This window comes from Flavitalea plasmicola (genome assembly GCF_030546645.1).
GTDB lineage: Bacteria > Bacteroidota > Bacteroidia > Chitinophagales > Chitinophagaceae > Puia.
In genome coordinates, this window is the sequence record NZ_JAUOTO010000005.1 from 257,406 (window position 1) to 277,975 (window position 20,570).

Here is a 20,570-nt window from a genome sequence, read left to right on the forward strand (position 1 = left end):
AAGGTTTATGGTGTGGGTGGTTCGGATGCACCCACTTCTACGAGGATGGCATCTTTCTTACAATTGTATCGAATGGGTAAAGTGTCGCCCAGTCCTTTGCTGATCAGGTATTGGCAATTCCCGAATTGGGCGGAAAGCCTGTTCCATTTATAGATCAGCCTGCCGGGATATAAGCCGTTCCTGGTGCTCCACAGGACGGCCTGGCTGCCGTGTAAATGGCCCGCAAAGATCAAATGATACTGATGGGCGAACTTCGCAACGTCGACGGGTCTGTGCAAACACAATATGGAAAGATCGGCTGTGCCGGACGGCGCGGAGGGAGCGCCCCCATCAATTTGGATAATAAGACCACCTGCTGTAATGGTTGCGGAGCTGTTGTCCAGCCAGGTACCATTGCAGGCCTCTATGATGTTCCGGGTTTGCCGCTCGCGCGGCCTGTCGTGATTGCCGCAGATGGCAAAGATGTTTGGAAAATGAGCGATGGCGTCCATCATACCCTGGAAATAATACAGGCCCATTCGCGAATCGGTGTAGTCGCCTCCCAAAAGAATGATGTCCGGATGGATCTGCTCTATCTCTTCACAGAGGGTTTCGGCGAGCCGTTGGCCACGCCGGTTGTAATGGAGGTCCGAAAGATACAGGATCTTTATCCGTGCGGCCTTTTCGGGGAAACAGGAATATTTCCGGATCTCAAAGGGATGGTGATATCCTATTTCTAACTTCATGTTTATACCAGATTAAGATGGACAGACAACCGATGTACCAATGATGAAAATTATTCTTTCTCCGGAGGAGGCCTGTCATCATGAAAATGGAAAGGGGGATCACCGTCAGGAGACAGCGGATCACTCCGATCCTCAGGACTTCCCGGATGCCGCTGAGGATGGGCTGCTTCGCCCCATCGATCAACAGCGGAAATAAGAAAAGAAATTGCACTTCCAGCAAGTAGAAGACCAGGATCGACAGGGGAAGCAGGAACGGGTCGTATTGGAGAGACCACCAGCATGCCAGGGAAGCGCCGGTGAGGCAAATGCCATATTTCAGATATCCCATTAACGTATAGTTTATTTCCGGATCGAATGGCCGGATGGCGCCCCCGTCCAGTTCATTCAGCCTGTCATACATCCACCTGGCGCCTCCGGGGAACATGGTCATAGGACCTGACACGGGCGCAGGGGCCGGATATTTTGCCAGGTGCGCCCTGCTGGCTGCGATGAGATGCCGATGATTCATGCTGGGATGAGATGTTGATGGTTCATGCTGGGATGAGATGTTGATGGTTCATGCTGTGAAGGGATGACGATCGTTCATGCGCAATAGATAAAATGAAACCAGCAGATCCAGGCAAGGCCATTGCCGAAGACCAGCATACGGTGATACCTGTTCTCCTGCCGTCCGCATCGCTTGATGTGAAAAACGAATTCATCATAGCTGATCTCAACGACGGTGTAGATGAGGACGATGATAATAGGCAGTAAGAAATTGGCCGGATGTGCGCTGAGCATGGCAAACCACATCAGCAGGAACATGGGTATGCCGCCAGTGCCCAGGGCAAGGGCTTCCGCCGCACGTTCCTTTTTGGGGATCTTCATATTCAGGGGGTTCCTGTGGTATCGCCAGTCGAGCACGCCACCCGCCGTCGCGATGGTCCCGAATAAGGCGATGGCGTAGAACTGCCAGCTTGCATAAGGGAAATGCGTGCTGAACCTGAGTTTCAGGTGCGTCCTGTACAGCAGGAGCAGGATGCCGAACAGGATGGCCGGAAGAAATAGCAGGATCAGGGACAGGTGATCTCTCAAAGTTTTTTTCTTCATACGGGGTTGAATAAGGGTTTTAATTTGAATTTAGAAGTACTTTGAATTACAAAGTAAATGGATAAAATTTAATTTTCCAAATGGGACGATTGGTAACGGTCCCATAATATACCCGACATACATTTGCTGCCGGGAATGCCGCAGTATTGTGCATAAAAGTGCATAAAACCGCAGTGTCTTCCACTACATTTAACACCAACAAAACGAATGCTTTATGAATCAGCAATGCCTGCCGCGGTCCATGGGCCGCGCCCAAACCTATTTCCGAAGATCTTTATTGACGATTGTTTGCTATTGGGCCATGACTGCCGCCGCCCAGGACCTCCGCTCCGTAGAAGGAGTGGTGAAGGACGAAAAAGGCATAATCCTGCAGGGAGTAACCGTATCGGTTGAGGGCAGCAAGGCTTCCACCGCCACTGACAAGGACGGTCATTACAAGCTTACGCTCCCGGCCATGGCAAAAATCATTCACTTTTCATTTGTAGGGTATGAAACCAAAAAGGTCGACATCGGCGGCCAGACTACCATTGACATCGTATTGGCGGTGCAGTCCGGGCAGCTGAGCGATGTCGTCGTCACCGGCTATGGTAAGGCCCTGAAAAGGGAAGTCACCGGCTCCATCTCTTCGGTGGCGCCCGAGAATTTTACCCAGGGGGTCATCAGCTCACCGGCCATGCTGCTGGAGGGCAAGGTGGCGGGATTGCTTGTCAGCAAGAGCGGCAACCCGAACCAGGCGCCTACGGTCATTCTGCGGGGGCCTTCCACTTTGCGTACGGGGTCGGCACAATCCCCTTTTTATGTCGTGGACGGCGTACCCGGCGCATCCATCGACCTGATCGCGCCGGATGATATTGAAAGCGTCGATGTGCTGAAGGACGGGGCTTCCACGGCCATTTACGGCTCCCGGGCGGCCAATGGGGTGATCATGATCACCACGCGTAAAGCGAGGGTGAATCAAACCCGTGTCGTCTACAGCGCTTACGTATCGACGGAGAAAGTGGCCAAACGCCTGGAAATGCTTACTGGCGACGAGCTGCGGAAATACCTTTCCGACAACGGGCAGAAGCTGGCCCCGGCCAATAACGACAGCGTCAACGGCCGGGCTGTCAATACGGACTGGCAAAAAACAGTGGAACAATCGCCCGTGTCCACCAATCACAACCTCTCGGTGCTGGGTAATTCGAAAAACACCGCTTATGGGTTTTCGATCAACTATCTGCACAATCCCGGCCTGATAAAGGGGACTTCGCTGGACAGGTTCATCACCCGTTTTAGCATCGACCACCGGGTCCTGAACGACCGGGTACGGCTGGGCCTGTCCGCCACCAACACCTATACGAAACAGGAGGACGTGAATTCGGGCGTATACAGCAATATGCTGAACTACCTGCCCACTGTTCTCGCTCAGCGTCCTGACGGATCTTTTACAGAGGACTTTACGGGCAATGTGCGGGGCGGCAGCAATCCGCTGGCGCTGATAGCCTACAACACGAATGAAACGAAAACCAACCTCTACCTGGTGAATGGCCTGGTAGAAGTGAAGATCCTTCCCGGGTTGAAGTATACGGCCAGCATTGCCGCGCAAAGGCAGCAGGCCAATAACGACCAGTACAACGATGCATTGTCCACCCTCAATAAGGGGACCAGCGGTCATGCCTATCGCAACACCTACACCAGCACGAGCAATATCATCGAATCGTATTTCAACTACGACAGGACTTTCGGTTTACATGATATCAAGCTGCTGGGCGGCTACTCCTGGCAGGAAACCAACAACGGGGACGGCTTTGGTGTGAACACGCAAGGTTTTGTCAGCGATGCCCTGGCGTACAACAATCTAAGCCTGAGCAATCCGCCGAACGGGACGATCACCTTCGACAACAATAACCTGACACCGCTGCGCCTCATCTCTTTTTATGGCCGCGTGAACTATGCTTTCGATTCAAAATACCTGTTGCAAGGGTCGCTTCGTAAGGACGGCTCGTCCGCCTTTGGCGCCAACAACCGCTGGGGATATTTCCCTTCTGTTTCGGCGGGCTGGAGGATCAGCAGCGAATCCTTCCTCCGGGATGTCAGGAACCTGAACGACCTGAAACTAAGGGCCAGCTATGGCATATCCGGCAACTCGCTGGGTTTCGATCCCCTGATCGCGCAGCTGCAGTACGGTCCGGTGGGAAGGCATTATGAGAATGGTCAGTACATCAACTCGATAGCGCCCAATCAGAATGCAAATCCCAACCTGAAATGGGAGCGCACTTCCATGCTGGACATCGGCGTCGACGTTGCCTTATTCGGCAACAGGCTCAGCGCTTCAGTAGACTATTACAATAAGAATACCTCTGACCTGATCTGGCAATATCCTGTTTCTGTCACGCAATTCATATCGACTACACTGTCGGCCAATGCGGGCACGATCCACAACAGGGGCATCGAGCTGGTGATCAACGCGACACCCGTGAAGACGCCCCGCTTCACCTGGAATACCAGCATCAATCTTGCACATAACAAGAATGATATCACTTCCCTGGCCAACAGCCAGTTTAAGCTGACTTCCATCCCTGTGGCGATCCTGGGTGGGAAGGGACAGTCGGGCAATTGGAGCCAGCTGATACAGCAGGGTTCTCCGCTGGGGACCTTTGATCTCTGGCATTATCTCGGCAAGGACAGCGTGGGTGTGTCCACCTATCAGTCGGCAAAAGGCGGTAAGACCACCTCTCCCAGTACTTCCGACCTGATGGTCACCGGCGCCAATGCGCAACCCCAGCTGATCTTTGGCTTTAATAACACGTTCAACTACCGGAATTTCGATCTGGGGATGTTCTTTCACGGCGTGACGGGTAACAAGATCCTGAATGCCACGCTGGCGGCCCTCAACACGACGACGGACGCCGCCAAAAGTAACCTGGCGAAGTTCTCGCTGCACGAGGCCTATAATGATAAGAATGCTTTCCTCTATTCGGACCGGTTCCTGGAAAGCGGGTCTTACCTGCGTCTGGAAAACCTTTCACTGGGTTACACCTTCCATTTCGATGACGTCAACTTCCGCCAGATCCGCCTGTATGGCAGCGTGAACAATGTTTTCACGGTGACCTCCTACAGGGGCATCGACCCGGAAATAAACATCGGCGGGCTGACCCCGGGCATCGACAACCGTGATTATTATCCCAAGACACGTTCGTTCATTCTGGGGATGAACGTACAGTTCAAATAAATTTAAAATTCAATCTAGATGAAACACTATAAGATATTTTTCGGGATGCTCGTTCTGGCGGCCGCGTCCTGCACCAAACTCGACGTGGATGTAAAATCACGTTATACCTCCGGCAATTTTCCGAACAACAGCAGCTCTTACGCGGCCATGATGGGCGCAGTGTATGGCCAGCTGGCCAACAGTACGCTGGGAGACAGCAAATACTGGATGAATGGTTCCGGCTACAGCTATGGCGTGGACTATTGGCTCTTCCAGGAGCTTTGTACGGACGAGGCCATTATCCCTGCCCGTGACGGTAATTATGATGATGGCGGTAAATACCGGTTCATGCACCTGCATACCTGGACCAAGGACCATCCTTATGTCATCTCCACCTGGCAGTGGGGTTTTACGGGGATCAACCTGGCCAACCAGGCCATCAATGTATTGAATAGTCCCAACGCGGGCGCTACGGCCGGGACATCGATCGCGCAAATGAAAGCGATGAAGGGCCTGTTTACTTTCTTAATGATGGACCTTTACGGCAATATCCCGATCCTCGATACTTTCCCGCAGGTGACCCAGCCTGCCACCAGGCCCAGGGCGGAGGTTTTCGACTATATCGAGCGCACGATGAAATCTGCGTTGCCCGGCCTTCCGGCGAACGTGGATGGGAACAGCTATGGCAAGCCGACCAAATGGATGGCTTTTGCCCTGCTGGAGAAATTGTATTTGAATGCCCAGTATTATGTGGGTACGGACCGTAACGCGGATGCGGTGGCGATGGCGGACAGCATATTGTCGAATGCGCCGTATACGCTGGATGCGAATTACAACGATGTTTTCGCGCCCACCAATGGGCCGCAGGTGAAAGAAACGATCCTGGCGATTCCCTACGATGCCAACTCGATCCCCGGGGATCACTTCGAGCGTTTTGGCCTGCATGCCTGCTTTGTCAAGAAATACTCGATACCCTTTGGACCGAGCGTCGCCCTCAGCACGATACCGGATTTCCACGCTTATTTCAATTTGAACAACGACGTGCGCAACGCGACCTGGCTCTCAGGACCCCAGTACAACTGGGATGGCTCGCCCTTATTGTATGCGACGACAAAGAAGGCGCTGGATGCGACGTATACGGGTCCGGACGGTCCTGTCAACTGGCCGGTGGTGGTGTCCGATACGCTGAAGCTGAAACCGGGCTTCCCCGATAAATTGGACGTGGGCAATGATGTGCTGGGCCAGCTGATGGGCGCGCGTTCCATCAAGTACTATCCCGATCCGAATGCCAATCCTTCCTCCCGATTTGCCAGCAACGATATTCCCGTGTTCCGCCTTGCCGACGTGATCCTGATGAAGGCGGAGGCGATCCTGCGTGGAGCTGCGGCCACGACGGTGAAAGGGGAATTGCAAACGCCCGATGTCCTGGTGAATAAGATCCGGACCCGCGCACATGCGGACCCTGTCAGTAATGTCGACTTGCAGGGGGTATTGGATGAGCGGGCCAGGGAGCTGGCCTGGGAGGGATGGCGCCGGAATGACCTGATCCGTTATGGACAGTTCGAGAACAAATGGGGCTTTAAGACGGATGCCAATGTACTGAAGCGGGTGATGCCTGTGCCGGCTACAGAAATTGCGCTGAATCCGAAGCTTGTGCAGAATGAAGGATATTGAGCGTGGAGTGCAGACTAAGATCAAAGAAGGTGTAGGTGGTTGCAAGCCTTACATATGCAAGAACAGTATAGAGCCCTGCTAAAAAGCGGGGCTTTTTTTATTTAGAAATACCGGGTCTGGATCAACCAGCGTATATCTTATCAGCACATCAAATCCGAACAGGCCACGGGCTACTGCCAATTCAACATAGCTATATGCTTTCTCGTTGGTCGTACAACTATATACCAGCCGTTTTTCCACTTCATTATACTTGATGACAACGTAGGGTCTTTTACAGGATCTATTCCTATCTGTCATGTGTCCTCTTGAAACAATGCTGGCGTCGACCTTGTATTCTTTCGCATCGGCAAAGGTTTTGTTGCTCCACATAAAGAAGAATAGCACGAGGCCGCCCCAGGTAACAGTATTGTAAGCGAACTGTGTTGGAAGACTGGCTGCCGGAGACAGTGTCAATACGAATTTGTTTAACAAGGGTGTAGTTATTATTCCTGGAAGGATCCAGATGCCGAACGCCAGGCCAAAAGAAATGAATGTTTTTTGATAGATCGTCATTTCCCAGACCGTCAATAACATGGCGGTAAACGTAATAATGGCAAAGAGGAGGTTCAAGCGTGGTGAGCGTCGAACGGTCTTAGTGGATTTAGCGCGCATCAAACAATAATAGTACATTCCGGTCTATCCGACAAAAATCGGATGTGCTCTCCTGCATCAATATTCCTTCACCAGCACCAGCACCTCCGCCGGCTGCACTTGCCGGATGGCCAGGTAGGCCGGCTCTCCATTCGCCGCCCCCTGCACCTGTACGGTTGAGCCGACGGGATGCGTACCGGTGTAAAGGACTCCCTGCGCATCGGCGGCTGTCTGCGCTGTGTTGGCGACGACGGTGAAAGCAGCCCCTGCTTCCCAAAGTTCCGAAGACACGACCACGTCCCCTCCCCGGACGGCGCCATTGCCCCCATTGGGATTCACCAGGCACACGGCTTCCTGGTGGTCCAGGATGCGGCTCCAGGCTACCAGCTCTCCCGCTGTCGGGTAGGCGAAATCTCCGAAGATGCGCAGTTGCCGCCTGTATTGGCGACCGACCCTCAGCACGAGGAATTGCGCGCGTACTTTTGTCAGGGCGGCTATCCGGATAAAGGCGGGACTGGAAGGATCGAAAACATGGCGGCCGCTGGTGCCGAATGCGCCAAAGCCGGGCAGGCTCTGGTCCTGCGTATCCAGCTGGGTGGCGAGGTCCTGGCTGTGATTGCCCCTGGGATGTTCGGGGCCGAATAGGGCTTCCCGCAGATAGCGATCCGACTTGCCGAATTCAGGAAGAAAAGGCTGCTGGCTTTGCGGCGGGCCGGAAAAAGCCTGTTCGGTCCCATAATAGATGCAGGGTATACCGAGGGTGAATAATTGGATCGCAGTGGGCACCACTACCTGGTAATCCTTCACCAGGGACAAGTCCGGTATCCCCACAGAGAAACGCAATTTCTCCCCTATCACATGGTCATGGTCATTCAGGATGGAGACGTGACGGTTGCCGAAGCTGCGATGAGAGGCAAAACCTTTGCTTTCTTCGGCGAAGCCGTCAAAATAATCCTTTGCATCGATGAGTCCTTTCCCCATGTTGCTCAACAGGACACGGTCGCTTCCGATGTCGAGGGCGGCTTTCAGGTTGCGTTGCACCAGCTCCATATAATTCATGATAAAATCCTGGTTGTCGTCGCCGCCTGCGATCTCGCCCACGAGGAGGAAATTGCGTTTGCCGATGCTTTCGGTAAATTCCAGGATGGCGCCGCAGAAGTTACGGGCGTCTTCCTTGGAGATATGCTTGACGGTGTCGATGCGGAACCCATCGCAATCCGTGAGGGCGATCCAATATTTAAAGCAGTCGCAAAGAAAGGCGAAAGTGTGCCCATTGTCCAGGGCGAAGTCTTTCAGGTCTTCGAAGTCCGTGCGTTTGTGCTCGGCATTATCATTGTCCAGGTCGTTGTCATTGAGGCTGCCCTTGCCGGCGCGTGTGTAGGAATGGACGTCCTGCAATTCCCTGGGCCATGCGGCTTCATCCGGGTTGAAAGGGGTATTACCCGAAGGATGAAAGGGCTGTTCCTGCGCATTGCGCCAGGCGGTGGTCCACTCCCGCATGACGGGGTCGCCGGGATTGCCATAATAGTCGGGGAAGGGTTTGTAAAAAGGATTGCGCACCTCCTGCCCGGGCCCGGCGCCGGGAGGGATATAGGCCCAGTTATCACCGCTGTGATTGATGATCACATCCAGGATGATACGGATACCCAGGTCGTGCGCTGCGCTGATTAGCGCTATCAGGTCTTTGCGTGTGCCAAACCGTGGATCGATGTCTAAAAAATCCTGGATGCCATAGCCGTGATAGGTGTCTTTGCGGAGGCGTTGTTTATAGAGGGGCGCTATCCAGATGGTGGTGATCCCCAGCTGGTGCAGGTAGTTTAGTTTGGATTGGATGCCACTGATGGTGCCGCCTTGCCATCTCAGTGCGGACGTGGCCCATTGTTCCCAGCTGATGTTGGGAAAAGCGTTGGTTTGCCGCATGGTGTGGATCTCGCTTCGCTGGAGTAAGGGCCTGTTGGCTTCTTTTCCGTCGCTGAAGCGGTCGGGCAATAAAAAATACAGCACTTCATCCCGCCAGTCCACCGGGGAAGGGAAATAGGTGACGGCATCTTTGCGTGCCTGGTTCAGCAGCAGGCGGACGGAAGGGATCGTGTCCGGCCGCTGCGGCCGGAAGAGGTCGATGGGTGTTGGCATGATCGTGATTTTTGGGTGGCAGCAGGTCGTTGAAGAAAGGCCGGTTCTATTAAATGTAAGCGAATCGGAGAAGAATAACAAAGGTAGTTCTACGTATTTCCTGCCCCGGCAAGCCCGGAGAAATGTCTATATTGCAGTTTCCAAAACTATATCGATCGGCGATTGGGGGAAGAAAAATTATATGATGTGCGTGCGCTGTTGTTACGAATAGCCGGTGGTGATAAGCAAGCCTTCAATCAGCTATTCGAAGTATACTGGGACCAGGTGTATGGCACGAGCCTGCACCTGACCAAATCACCGGAGCAGTCGAAAGATCTTGCGCAGGACATTTTCTTAAAGCTGTGGGAACAGCGGGCCGCACTGCCTTCCGTGCAGAACTTCAGCGGATTTCTCTATACCATTACCCGCAATCTCGTTCATGATCATCTGAGAACGAAGGTCTTTCGGGAATCCAACCTGGCCTTCCTCATCCATTATTTTTCCGGTGACGGCATTTCGCCGCAGCGCCAGCTGGAGCAGAAGGAGCTGACGGGTGCGCTGGAGCAGGCGGTCATGGGATTACCTGCGCAGCTGAAGCGGGTGTTCATCCTCCATCGTTTCGAGGGCCTGAGCCATGAGGAAATTGCGCAAAGACTGCATATTACGCCGCTGTCTTCTAAGACATACATGGTGCGGGCGTTGATGGCGCTGCGGGAGCAGCTGGCGGAGAACGCCGATAAGCTGCTAATTATCATTTTCTTGTGCCGTTGTTTTTTCTTTTCCTGATTTTTTTTCAAAAGGATGTTCTCTTTTTTGCGGGCCATCCGTCTTTCCTTTCAATAACCTTCTTATGACTATACAGCATTTGTTTGCCAGATATCTTGACGAGTCCATCAGCCCGGAAGAGCTGTTGCAGCTGCATGCAATGATCAAAGCGGGCTATGATGAGGGGGCATTGGACGGGATACTGGAAGGGGCTTTTTCGGACCCCGCTTTTGCGGGCAGCGCGGGGGACCATGATAAAAAGGAAATATTTGCTTCTCTGCTGGCCCGGATCGATTCGAAGGAGAAGGAGCCTGCGTCTCCGGCGCCCGTGGTGAGGCTGTACCCGTGGCGGTGGAAGGCCATCGGGGCGGCAGCATTGGTCTTATTGCTGGCGGGAGGTATTTACCTGTCCCGGAGCGGCAAGGGCGGCGGAGGTGAGCTGGCCGGCGGAAGAAGTTTGGCCAGGATCGATGCGCCTCCGGGAAGGAGCGGGGCTATGCTGACGTTGTCGGATGGGCGGCAGGTGCAGCTGGACAGTGTGCAGGACGGGCTGCTGGAAAAGGAAGGAAATGTGTCGTTACGGAAGGAAGAAGGACAGATCATCTATGGTGGAAAGGCCGCCGGTGACGCTGTCCTGTACAATACGATCACTACGCCAAGGGGGAGACAATTCAGATTGGTATTGGCGGATGGCACGCAGGTGATGCTGAATGCCGCCAGCTCCATTCGTTATCCCACGGTCTTTGCGGGCAGGGAACGCCGGGTCGTCGTCAGCGGGGAGGCCTATTTCGAGGTGGCGCAGGATCGGAACAGTCCCTTTATCGTGCAGCTCGGCAGGGGCGAGGTACAAGTGCTGGGCACACATTTCGATGTGGCGGACTATGACGACGAGGACAATATCAACGCTACCCTCCTGGAAGGATCGGTGAGGCTGAAGGCGGAGGCCGGGGCGGTGGCATTGACGCCGGGCCGGCAGGGGAAGATCGACCGGTCCACGGGTAAGCTATCTGTCCGGCAGGTGGATACGGCTGCAGTGACCGCATGGGTACGGGGCAGGATGGACATCGGCAATACCGACTTCGCGGCGCTGATGCGCCAGATCTCACGCTGGTATGATGTCGACATTGCGTTCACGGACAAGGTCCCTGCCGTCCGGATCGGTGGCGTCCTCCACCGGGATGTCAACCTGGCCACCGTATTGGGCTTCCTGGAAGACAATGGCGTTCACTACACGATGAAAGGAAAAACCATCTTGATATCGCCGTAATTATTTTTTAACCCAAACCCACAGCATGAGAAAATAGAAAAGAACGAATGAGGGAGGCTTAAAAAAAACCGGATCCTGTTTGCGGCAGAACCCGGGAAATATTGGGCCATCCTGTTTAAGATCAGACACTGCAAAATGACTGTTTAACTTTCAAAACCCAACTGCACAAAAGTATGGAACTGCTAGTACATGGCAAAGCTCTTGCCCCAGGGAGGTCTTTGCCCGCCAAACTGCTGTTTATTATGAGATTAACTGCAATTTTCATCCTGGTCGCTTCCCTCCATGTCAGCGCCTCCGGTTATTCGCAGGAGGTGACGATCTCCTCGCGGAATATCACGCTGGAAAAGGTCTTCAGGCTGGTGGAACAGCAGACGGGATTTTCTTTTCTCTGGAACGAACAATTATTGGATAAGACGCCCGCGGTCAGCATCGATGTGAAAAAAGCCTCGCTCACGCAGGTGCTGGACCTTTGCCTGCAAGGGACGGGACTTGCTTACAGGATCAGGGATAAGATGGTCCTGATAGAAGCGGCCCCGTCTATCCGCGCCGAACCTTTGGCTTCGCCGCTGCCGCCCGGAGAGATCCGCGGGCGGGTGGTCAACGAGAAAGGAGAGCCTGTGGAATCGGTGAACGTCCTGGTGAAGAATACGGGCAAAGGAGCTACTACCAATGCCAATGGCGAGTTTAAGCTCTCCAACGTGGATGGAAATGCGACGCTGGTATTCAGCGGCGCGAACATCGAGACCTATGAAACGAAACTGAGCGGCCGCGTGTCGGTGACCGTGACGGTAAAGACCAAGGTGAGCGCATTGGACGAGGTGCAGATCATCGCGTATGGCAGTACCACGCGGAGAAAGTCGACGGGCGCCGTCAGCTCGGTCACTTCAGACGATATCTCGAAACAGCAGATCACCAACCCTATCACTGCGCTGCAGGGCAGGATACCAGGCGCTGTCATCACGCAGGACAATGGCCTGATGGGCGCTGCCGTAAGAGTATCTATCCGGGGCGCGGGGTCGGGCGTATCCATGGCCGGCTATGTGCCGCTGTATATCGTCGATGGCGTTCCGTTCACGCTCTTCAATGGCGGCTTTCCCGCAACGGATAACCTCAACGCATTTGGGATCAGCGGCGCCAATGGCGGTATCAGTCCCCTGAGCATGATCAATCCCGACGATATCGAAAGGATCGATGTCCTTAAAGACGGGGATGCGACGGCCATCTATGGATCGCGGGGAGCGAATGGCGTCATCCTGATAACGACGAAAAAGGGCGTGCAGAACCGGACCATCTTTTCGCTGAATGCCAACCACGGCATTGCAAAAGTGAACCATTTCATTCCTATGATGAATACCCAGGAATACCTGGCCATGCGCACGGATGCCTTCAATTATGCCGGCGTGACGCCCACCACGTCCAATGCCTTGGACCTGAAGGTGTGGAACCAGACGGCTTATACGGACTGGCAGAAATGGGCCATTGGCGGCACTGCCCATACCACCAATGCCACTGCGTCGGTGTCGGGGGGTAATGCACAGACGAAATTTTTGTATAGCGCTACGTATCGCACAGAAGGAACGGTGTACCCCGGATCCTTTAACAACAATATGTTCTCCAACCGTATCAACGCGGGGCATACCACCAGGGATGGAAAGTTCAATATCAACCTGTCCGCCAGCTATTCCACTATGAAGAACAATCTGCCCAGCGTCGATCTGAGCGCTATCTATAATCTTCCTCCCAATTTTCCTTTATACAACAGCGACGGATCGCTGAATTTCACCCTTGCGAGCCCCCTGTCTTACCTGATGAGGAAATACGATGCATCGACGTCGAACCTCATCGGCAACCTGGTGCTGAGCTACGAGCTGATGCCCGGCTTGAAAGTAAAGACCAACCTGGGTTATTCCACCACGCGACTCAACCAGACCTCGACGAATCCCGCCTCGGCCCAAAATTCGGCTTCCTCGACGGTGAGCCAGCTGCTGTATGCGAAGAACGACAACGACAATTACACCATCGAGCCGCAGGTGGAATACACCCGGACCATCGGCAGGGGCCGGCTGACGGCGTTGGCGGGGTCCACCTTCCAGCAGAACAAGTCGACGGGCATCTCCATGCAGGGCACGGGCTTCAGCAATGACAATCTGATCACCTCCATTGCCGCGGCCAATACGATCGTCATCAATTACAATAACTATTCGCTCTATAAGTACAGCGCGGTCTTCGGCAAGCTGAACTATGCCTGGGGCAACAAATATTTCCTCGATGCCACGGGGCGCCGGGACGGCTCTTCCCGATTTGGATCGGGCCACCGCTTTGGTAATTTTGGCGCCGTCGGCGCGGCATGGATCTTCACTGAAGAAGATCTCTTCAAAAGCCTGCATGTATTGAGCTTCGGGAAATTGCGGGGCAGCTATGGCATCACGGGCAACGACCAGATACTCAACTACCAATATTCTTCCCTTTACACGGCCTCGTCGGGCAATAACTACAACGGCGCCTCGATCCTGTATCCTTCCAACCTGGCCAACCCGGGACTGCACTGGGAAAAAACGACCCAGCTGGACCTGGCCCTGGAGCTGGGATTCCTGAAAGACCGGGTCCTGCTGAAGACGGATCTCTACCGCAACCTGTCGACGGATGTGCTTACCTTTATTACCACCCCTACGCAGAGCGGGACCAACAGCTATATGGGCAACCTGCCGGCTGTCATCGAGAACAAAGGGTTCGAGCTGGAGCTGAACACGGTGAATATCACCCAGGGAAAATTCAGGTGGACGACCTCGTTGAACCTGACCATTCCCCGCAACAAGCTGGTGTCCTACCCGAACCTCGCCAATTCTTCCTACAGCTCGAGCTTTGTGATCGGGCAGCCCGCCAACCTGCAAAAGTTCTATCAGTACAGGGGCATCGACCCCAAGAACGGTCTGCCTATGTTCAAGGACCAGAATGGCGACGGCCAGATGACCTATGCCGCCGACAGGGTTCCCGCGAGCGTTGGGCATCCGCTCTACGGGGGGATTGGCAACAGCCTTTCGTATGAAGGGCTGCGGCTGGACTTCCTCTTCCAGTTCAATCACAGGATGGGGTATCTCAACAGCACCATCGGAACGTATCCCAACACCAATCCCTTTGGATACACCTATGCCAACCAGAGCAAAGATGCGCTGAACAGGTGGCGGGCGAATGGCGACCAGGCCCTCTATCCGGCGGCGACGGTGGCCACCAGCACGTCGATGTCGGATTTTATCTATTACTCCAGCTCGGCCTGGGGAGATGCCTCCTTCATCAAGCTGAAGACGGTGAGCCTGAATTATTCCCTGCCGGCGCGCTGGGTGAAAAAGATCAATTTCACGGCCGTCACCTTCTATGCACAGGGGCAGAATATCTTCACCTGGGCCAAACAGAAATACACCTATGATCCCGAGACGGGAGTGTCGGGCGCCGATCCGGGCGTCGGCACGGGCAGGTATATGAACTTCCCTCCATTACGGACGATGGTGATCGGTGTTAATTGTTCATTCTAATACTTACTATCATGAAAGTTAAAAATATATTGAATCGATATCTTCTCGTGGGAATGGTGCTGGCCACGGGCCTGTCATCATGCGAGAAATATGTCACCATCGACGTGGCGCCGGGGCAGCTCTCTGCGGAAGATACGTATGCTACGCCGGCTTCGGCCACGGCAGCAGTGCTTGCCTTATATTCTTTTTACTACACTACACAGAGCAGCCTGCCGTATCTCATGGTGACGGGCGCCCTGCCTGCCGATGAGCTGCAATACAACGGTACCGCTGCCGATAATCTGGGGTTTGCGCAGGGGTTCGTCACGCCTGGCAATGCCACGCTGGCCAATAATTTCTGGTACTATCCTTATGTCGTGATCCGCGAGGCCAACCTGGCTATCAACGGGATCTCCCAATCCACCACGCTGCCTGATTCGGTGAAGCGTCAGCTGACGGGGGAGGCCAAATTCTTCCGGGCCTGGTATTTTTATTTTCTCGTGAATTATTTTGGCGATGTGCCCCTCACCATCAACACGCTGGAGCTGGACAATGCGAAACTGGCCAGGTCTTCTGCCGACAAAGTATGGGCGCAGATCATCAGTGATCTGAAAGATGCGGAAAGCATGCTGCCATCGGCGTATGTCAGCAGTGCGGCATATCCCAGGACAAGAGTGAACAAATATGCGGCGGCTGCGCTGCTGGCCCGGGCCTATCTCTACACAAAGGATTATGCCAACGCCGAGTCGGAAGCGACGCGCGTGATCGGGGCGGCGGATGTCAGCTATAGCCTGCCGGCGCTCAATTCCACCTTCATCACCACGAGCCCCGAGGTCATCCTGCAATTCTCGACGCTCTATGGCTATTCCACTTTGTTCGGCTCCAGCTACCGGAGCTCGTCGGCCACCGCGGTCCCCCTGTATACGCTGTACCCGGGATTCGTCAATTCCTTCGAGACGGGAGACAACAGGGCAACGCAGTGGGTGGATGCGGTGGTGTCCAACGGGGCCACCTTCTATAAGATCAATAAATACAAGCTGGCGACGGCTACGGCAGGCAATGAATACAATGTCATTTTGCGGCTGGCCGAGCAGTATCTTATCAGGGCGGAAGCCCGGGCGGCGCTGAATACGAATCTCACGGGGGCGCAGGACGACCTGAATGCTGTCAGGAACAGGGCGGGCCTTTCCAATACCACGGCTGCGACATCGACGGAGCTGCTGGTTGCCATTGCGGCCGAAAGAAAAGTCGAGTTGTTCGGGGAGACCCACCGTTGGTTCGACCTGCGGCGCACGGGTACGGTGAATGACGTGATCGGCCCTATCAAGCCTTCCTACCGGAGTGCGACCAAGGGTCTCCTCCCCATCCCGACGGCACAGACATTGGTGAATCCCAGCCTCACGCAGAACGAGGGGTATAATTAAGAAAATTTTCATACCGAGAAAAAAGACAACATGAACTCCTATATAAGCAACTATAGCTGTACCATCCTGGCGGTCTTCTGCCTGCTGGCAAGCTCCTGTATCAAGACGGCGGTGTCGCCGGACAAACCATCCGCCGGCAATGCGCTCACCTTCGTCACTTACCAGTACAAGTGGTATGATACTACGCATGCGGGCGCCGCGGATCAGAAGATCACCTACAATGAAGCCACCCTGAACAACAGCATCGTGATCTCAAATGACACGATCTATTGCAGCCCTTCGCTTCCTTCGTCCTTTTCCGTGGACCAGGTGTCCCATGTCAGCCTCAGCAAGCTCTGGGCATACGCCACGATCTCGGATATGGCCATGGTGGCCCCTGTAGACAATGCGCCGGCCTTCGGCGATGCGGGCGATTATTCGGCCCCGCGGTACTATAAGGTGACCGCCGCCAGCGGCGATTCGAAGACATATGTCATCGTTACCGCCACGATACCGGAGCTGAAAGTGAATAAATACATGGGGAACTATGCGGAGACGGGATATTTTACCCATCCTACGCTCCCGCGCGCCCTGGACAGGACGAAATTCCTCTCGTACGTGGACCCCAGCACGGTGAGCTGCGACCTGGCCGACCTGGGCGCCAGCGGCTATACGATGAATATCAAGGTCAACAGCGACAATTCCTGCGAGGTCACGCAATTCCTCGGCGGCGGTCCGCTCGCCAACAGCCAGATGGTGCCAGGCGCTACCAATGCATACTACCCGGATACCAAAACCTTTATCCTCAATTATGAATACCAGGGATCGAGTGGATGGAGGATCATCACGGATACGCTGCGGAAGCAATAAAAGATGGGGTCACACAAAGGTTCGGACAAAAAGCTTCAGACAAAAAGCTTCGGACAAAAGCTTCGGACAAAAGGTTCACACAAGAGGTTCACACAAAAAGGTTCACACAATAAGCATATGACTATGAAAGAAAAGATCATTATACAGACCCTGGCGCTGACGGCCATTCTTTTTGGCGCCCATGCGCAGCAGGCGGGAGATACGACGGCCCGCTTCTACTATCGATTGGCAACGTCGAAGGCGGCTGCGGACAGGGAATTGCTGTCAGGCAAGCTTTATGGCTTGTTGCAGACGGATAATGAAAAGGATTGGATGATGGCATGGCAATACTTTTACACCATGAAGAAGAACGCGGTAGCCGACAGTGTCGAAGGCGTTATCAAAACAAAATTTCCCGGCGGCGAATACTGGCGGGGAAAAGAGGTGACCGCGGTCTATGATGCAAAAGGCGCGGCGGCCAAAGAGGCGGCCTATCTTGCCTGGAAGAGCAAGTACCCGCCAGCGCGATTCCCAGGAAGCACGATCTTGTACGATTATGCCTCCAACGATGTGGCCAGGACCTATGCCGAAGAAAAAAATGTGCAGAAGGCGTTGCTGTACGCGGACATGGTGACCACCCCGGCCTGGAAGGGAGAAGGATGGGCCGGCGTCGGCATGGAACTGGAAAAGAATGGCTTTATCGATGCCGCCATGGGGCTTTACAAAAAGGCCATGGAGAACGCGTATGCATTCAAGACGAGCCGCAAGACGGAGGAAGGGGCAGATTTCGCTGCGCATGGCTACCGGGGTTATTGTAACTATTACGCCAGTGGGTTGTTCAAGCAAAAAAAATATGACAGCGCCCTGGTATATATCCGAAAGGCCCTAGCGGAAGGAAAGCCCGATGACCCGTCGGTCAACGGCAGGTATGCGAAGATCCTCGCCGCAATGGGGAGAGACAAGGAGGCTTATGCCAAGGCGGATTCAGTCGTGAGAACAGGACTGGCCGACAATGAGCTGAAAAGCCTTCACCGGGACCTGTATACGCGGCTGCATCCGGGTGGAAAGGGTTATGATGCCTATTTGGCCGGCATGCAACGGGAGATCACCCGAAACGTCATCGCCAACCTGAAGAACACGATGATGAACCAGCCTTCGCCGGCATTCGTGCTGAAGGATGTCAATGGTAATACGGTGTCTACGGAAGAGTTGAAGGGAAAGACGGTAGTCCTGGATTTCTGGGCCACCTGGTGCGGACCCTGTAAGCGATCGTTCCCTGCCATGCAGATGGCCGTGAATAAATACAAGGATGATCCCAGTGTGCGATTCCTCTTCATTCATACCTGGGAAAAAGGCGAGGATGACCCTACGGCGGCAGCTAAAAAATATATCGAGGACAATCACTTCAGCTTCCAGGTGCTGATGGACCTGAAGGATGCGGAGACGAAAAGCAATAAAGTAGTGGAAGCTTTCGGCATCCAGGGCATCCCCACCAAGTTCGTGCTGGACAAGAACGGCCGGATCCGGTTTCGCATCACTGGTTTCTCGGGCGGAGATGAAGCGGCAGTGGAAGAGCTTTCAGCGATGATCGAGCTGGCAAAGGGGTCCTGAGGACCTGAAAGAAAGCACCGGGTGACCGGGGCTTCAAGACTACCGGATCCCAAACTTTGCCTTATACTCCTGGGGTGTAATGCCTGCTACTTTTTTAAATGTACTCCTGAACGCTTTTACGTCTGTATAGCCGACGGAGTACATTACTTCATTGATGTTCTTTCTTCCGGCTTCCAGGTTCCTTTTGGCGGCCTCGATCTTCACCCGCTGAATATATTCTATGGGGGAGGTCTGCGTAGCTTTCTTGAATCGCCTGGAAAAAACCACCCTGTTCATGTCGCACTTTTGGGCCAGCAGTTCGACGGTGATCCTTTCATCAATGTTGTCCTCGATATATTCCTGCATCGTCCTGATCTCTTCATCATTGTGCTCTTTTTGGCCTTTGAAGATCATATAGGGCGATTGGGAATCCCTGTCTATGTCTATCTGAAGGATCTTCGAACAATAAAGGGCGACCTCTCTTCCATTGTATTTTTCCACCAGGTACAGCACCAGGTTCAGGCTGGACATAGCGCCCCCGGCTGTATAGAGGCCCTTGTTGTCCGTGATCACCTTGTCGGTGCACAGGTGTAGGTCGGGGAACATGGCCTGGAATGCCTCCTGCGCCATCCAATGGGTGGAGCATTTTTTTCCTTTCAGCAGACCGGTGGCGGCCAGCAGGAAGGCGCCCGTGCACAGGCTGGCTATTTCCGCCCCTTCTTTGTACTGCGCCACCATCCAGGCGATGGCATCCCCGCTTTTTTGGATCGCAAATGCATCATTGCCATCGAAGCTGGGTATGATGATACAGTCCGTCTTTCTTACACTTTTGATATCCTTTATGTCACTGATCACAAGAGAGGTGTTCAATAAATGCTGCCGGAGGTCGGACCCTACGATCTGAATGTCGTAATACGGCCCCATGCCCTGGGTGCTGTAGAATTCATTGGCTTTCTCGAAGACCTCGATAGCGCTGAACAGGGAGCTGGGTTTCAGCACTCCGTCGGCCAGTAAAAAACTGATTTGTTTCGTCCTGCCTGGTTTCATGGCTCAAAGATAGATCGAATTACGTGCACAAACGACCCCCTAAGTTGTAAAATTTGCACCCCTTTGAGGTGATTTGTAACAGGTAGCTTTGTGAGAAGAAATGAGCAATTGCTTATAAAAATTTTAAAACACTTCAATAATCAACTATGGGAAAGGTAATTTCATTGATCAATGTCACGGCCGATGGATTTTGCGGCAGTGAATACGTGAACGCAGATGCGGAGTTCCACGAATATGTCCATGGCATACTGAGCCATACGGAGAAGGTGGGGTTTGGCCGTAATACCTTCGAATTATTTCAGGGTGTCTGGCCGCCCATCCTGTCGGGTGACAACCAGCCGGCGGCACAGGTGAAAATGGCGCAGGCGCTGAACGATATCGATAAGCTCGCGTTCTCGGGCACCCTCAGCGGCACCACCTGGAATAATTCCACCATCGTGAAAAAGATCGAAAAAGAGCATGTCGATCATTTCAAGCAGACGAGCGCCCGGGACTTACTGACGATCGGCAGTCCGGGGATCGTCGCCGCGCTGACGCAGATGGACGTGGTGGACGAATATTATTTCAGTGTGCAGTCGGTGATCGCGGGCAAAGGGGTTCGCCTGTTCGATCAGCTGCAGCTGGATGTCAGGCGGCCTTTGAAGTTGGTGGACACGCGGCAATTGAAGTCGGGCGTTGTCATCCTGCATTACCTGAAAGGGTGATAATGGAATTGCGCGT

Annotated in this window: 15 protein-coding genes; 9 read left to right on the forward strand and 6 right to left on the reverse strand. The window is 53.9% G+C overall.

Going from position 1 to position 20,570, the window contains the following annotated elements; genetic code table 11:
* Positions 1–5: 5 nt before the first annotated feature.
* The 3 genes from Q4E93_RS19410 to Q4E93_RS19420 all read right to left on the reverse strand — a co-directional run bounded on the left by Q4E93_RS19410 (position 6) and on the right by Q4E93_RS19420 (position 1,814).
* A complete protein-coding gene (locus Q4E93_RS19410; protein ID WP_303588033.1) occupies positions 6–725 on the reverse strand; it encodes a metallophosphoesterase in 720 nt (239 codons plus the stop codon).
* Positions 691–1,233 carry a hypothetical protein gene (locus Q4E93_RS19415; protein WP_303588035.1) on the reverse strand — a complete coding sequence of 181 codons (543 nt, stop codon included), beginning with the start codon at positions 1,231–1,233 and terminating at the stop codon, positions 691–693. The genes Q4E93_RS19410 and Q4E93_RS19415 overlap by 35 nt, the downstream gene beginning before the upstream one ends.
* Before the next feature lie 74 nt (positions 1,234–1,307).
* Entirely contained in the window at positions 1,308–1,814 is a 507-nt protein-coding gene (locus Q4E93_RS19420) for a hypothetical protein (RefSeq protein ID WP_303588037.1), read from the reverse strand.
* Positions 1,815–2,028: 214 nt separating this feature from the next.
* Between Q4E93_RS19420 and Q4E93_RS19425 the strand changes: the two genes are divergently transcribed.
* Entirely contained in the window at positions 2,029–5,025 is a 2,997-nt protein-coding gene (locus Q4E93_RS19425) for a SusC/RagA family TonB-linked outer membrane protein (RefSeq protein ID WP_303588039.1), read from the forward strand.
* Between the two features lie 18 nt (positions 5,026–5,043).
* Positions 5,044–6,678, forward strand: a complete 1,635-nt coding sequence (locus Q4E93_RS19430) for a RagB/SusD family nutrient uptake outer membrane protein (RefSeq protein ID WP_303588041.1) — start codon at positions 5,044–5,046, stop codon at positions 6,676–6,678.
* A 78-nt stretch (positions 6,679–6,756) separates the two neighbouring features.
* Here the strand turns inward: Q4E93_RS19430 and Q4E93_RS19435 are convergent, their stop codons facing one another.
* Positions 6,757–7,329: a hypothetical protein gene (locus tag Q4E93_RS19435; RefSeq protein WP_303588043.1), complete on the reverse strand. Its 573-nt coding sequence runs from the start codon at positions 7,327–7,329 to the stop codon at positions 6,757–6,759.
* A 57-nt stretch (positions 7,330–7,386) separates the two neighbouring features.
* Positions 7,387–9,441, reverse strand: coding sequence for an alpha-amylase family glycosyl hydrolase (locus tag Q4E93_RS19440; protein ID WP_303588045.1), 2,055 nt, complete (start codon positions 9,439–9,441; stop codon positions 7,387–7,389).
* Positions 9,442–9,627: 186 nt separating this feature from the next.
* Between Q4E93_RS19440 and Q4E93_RS19445 the strand changes: the two genes are divergently transcribed.
* The 6 genes from Q4E93_RS19445 (at position 9,628) to Q4E93_RS19470 (ending at position 18,824) form a co-directional block, all read left to right on the forward strand.
* Positions 9,628–10,206: an RNA polymerase sigma factor gene (locus tag Q4E93_RS19445; protein WP_303588047.1), complete on the forward strand. Its 579-nt coding sequence runs from the start codon at positions 9,628–9,630 to the stop codon at positions 10,204–10,206.
* Between the two features lie 64 nt (positions 10,207–10,270).
* Positions 10,271–11,452 (forward strand): FecR family protein, encoded by a 1,182-nt coding sequence (locus Q4E93_RS19450; RefSeq protein ID WP_303588049.1) that lies wholly within the window; start codon positions 10,271–10,273, stop codon positions 11,450–11,452.
* Between the two features lie 242 nt (positions 11,453–11,694).
* A complete protein-coding gene (locus Q4E93_RS19455) occupies positions 11,695–14,982 on the forward strand; it encodes a SusC/RagA family TonB-linked outer membrane protein (protein WP_303588051.1) in 3,288 nt (1,095 codons plus the stop codon).
* An 11-nt stretch (positions 14,983–14,993) separates the two neighbouring features.
* On the forward strand, positions 14,994–16,385 hold the full coding sequence (locus tag Q4E93_RS19460; protein ID WP_303588053.1) for a RagB/SusD family nutrient uptake outer membrane protein: 1,392 nt from the start codon (positions 14,994–14,996) through the stop codon (positions 16,383–16,385).
* Between the two features lie 30 nt (positions 16,386–16,415).
* Positions 16,416–17,234, forward strand: coding sequence for a DUF5018-related domain-containing protein (locus Q4E93_RS19465; protein ID WP_303588055.1), 819 nt, complete (start codon positions 16,416–16,418; stop codon positions 17,232–17,234).
* Between the two features lie 123 nt (positions 17,235–17,357).
* The gene (locus Q4E93_RS19470; RefSeq protein WP_303588057.1) at positions 17,358–18,824 is read left to right on the forward strand and encodes a redoxin family protein; all 1,467 of its coding nucleotides are present in this window, start codon (positions 17,358–17,360) and stop codon (positions 18,822–18,824) included.
* Positions 18,825–18,863: 39 nt separating this feature from the next.
* On the opposite strand, the gene Q4E93_RS19475 is transcribed toward Q4E93_RS19470, so the two are convergent.
* The gene (locus Q4E93_RS19475; RefSeq protein WP_303588059.1) at positions 18,864–19,850 is read right to left on the reverse strand and encodes a GlxA family transcriptional regulator; all 987 of its coding nucleotides are present in this window, start codon (positions 19,848–19,850) and stop codon (positions 18,864–18,866) included.
* A gap of 146 nt (positions 19,851–19,996) precedes the next feature.
* On the opposite strand from Q4E93_RS19475, the gene Q4E93_RS19480 reads away from it, so the two are divergent.
* Positions 19,997–20,554 carry a dihydrofolate reductase family protein gene (locus tag Q4E93_RS19480; protein WP_303588060.1) on the forward strand — a complete coding sequence of 186 codons (558 nt, stop codon included), beginning with the start codon at positions 19,997–19,999 and terminating at the stop codon, positions 20,552–20,554.
* The last annotated feature ends 16 nt before the right edge of the window (positions 20,555–20,570 follow it).

Coding starts and splice junctions, on each gene's coding strand:
- Q4E93_RS19410 (WP_303588033.1), bottom strand. CDS start 725: ATGAAGTTAGAAATAGGATATCACCATCCCTTTGAGATCCGGAAATAT.
- Q4E93_RS19415 (WP_303588035.1), bottom strand. CDS start 1,233: ATGAATCATCGGCATCTCATCGCAGCCAGCAGGGCGCACCTGGCAAAA.
- Q4E93_RS19420 (WP_303588037.1), bottom strand. CDS start 1,814: ATGAAGAAAAAAACTTTGAGAGATCACCTGTCCCTGATCCTGCTATTT.
- Q4E93_RS19425 (WP_303588039.1), top strand. CDS start 2,029: ATGAATCAGCAATGCCTGCCGCGGTCCATGGGCCGCGCCCAAACCTAT.
- Q4E93_RS19430 (WP_303588041.1), top strand. CDS start 5,044: ATGAAACACTATAAGATATTTTTCGGGATGCTCGTTCTGGCGGCCGCG.
- Q4E93_RS19435 (WP_303588043.1), bottom strand. CDS start 7,329: ATGCGCGCTAAATCCACTAAGACCGTTCGACGCTCACCACGCTTGAAC.
- Q4E93_RS19440 (WP_303588045.1), bottom strand. CDS start 9,441: ATGCCAACACCCATCGACCTCTTCCGGCCGCAGCGGCCGGACACGATC.
- Q4E93_RS19450 (WP_303588049.1), top strand. CDS start 10,271: ATGACTATACAGCATTTGTTTGCCAGATATCTTGACGAGTCCATCAGC.
- Q4E93_RS19455 (WP_303588051.1), top strand. CDS start 11,695: ATGAGATTAACTGCAATTTTCATCCTGGTCGCTTCCCTCCATGTCAGC.
- Q4E93_RS19460 (WP_303588053.1), top strand. CDS start 14,994: ATGAAAGTTAAAAATATATTGAATCGATATCTTCTCGTGGGAATGGTG.
- Q4E93_RS19465 (WP_303588055.1), top strand. CDS start 16,416: ATGAACTCCTATATAAGCAACTATAGCTGTACCATCCTGGCGGTCTTC.
- Q4E93_RS19470 (WP_303588057.1), top strand. CDS start 17,358: ATGAAAGAAAAGATCATTATACAGACCCTGGCGCTGACGGCCATTCTT.
- Q4E93_RS19475 (WP_303588059.1), bottom strand. CDS start 19,850: ATGAAACCAGGCAGGACGAAACAAATCAGTTTTTTACTGGCCGACGGA.
- Q4E93_RS19480 (WP_303588060.1), top strand. CDS start 19,997: ATGGGAAAGGTAATTTCATTGATCAATGTCACGGCCGATGGATTTTGC.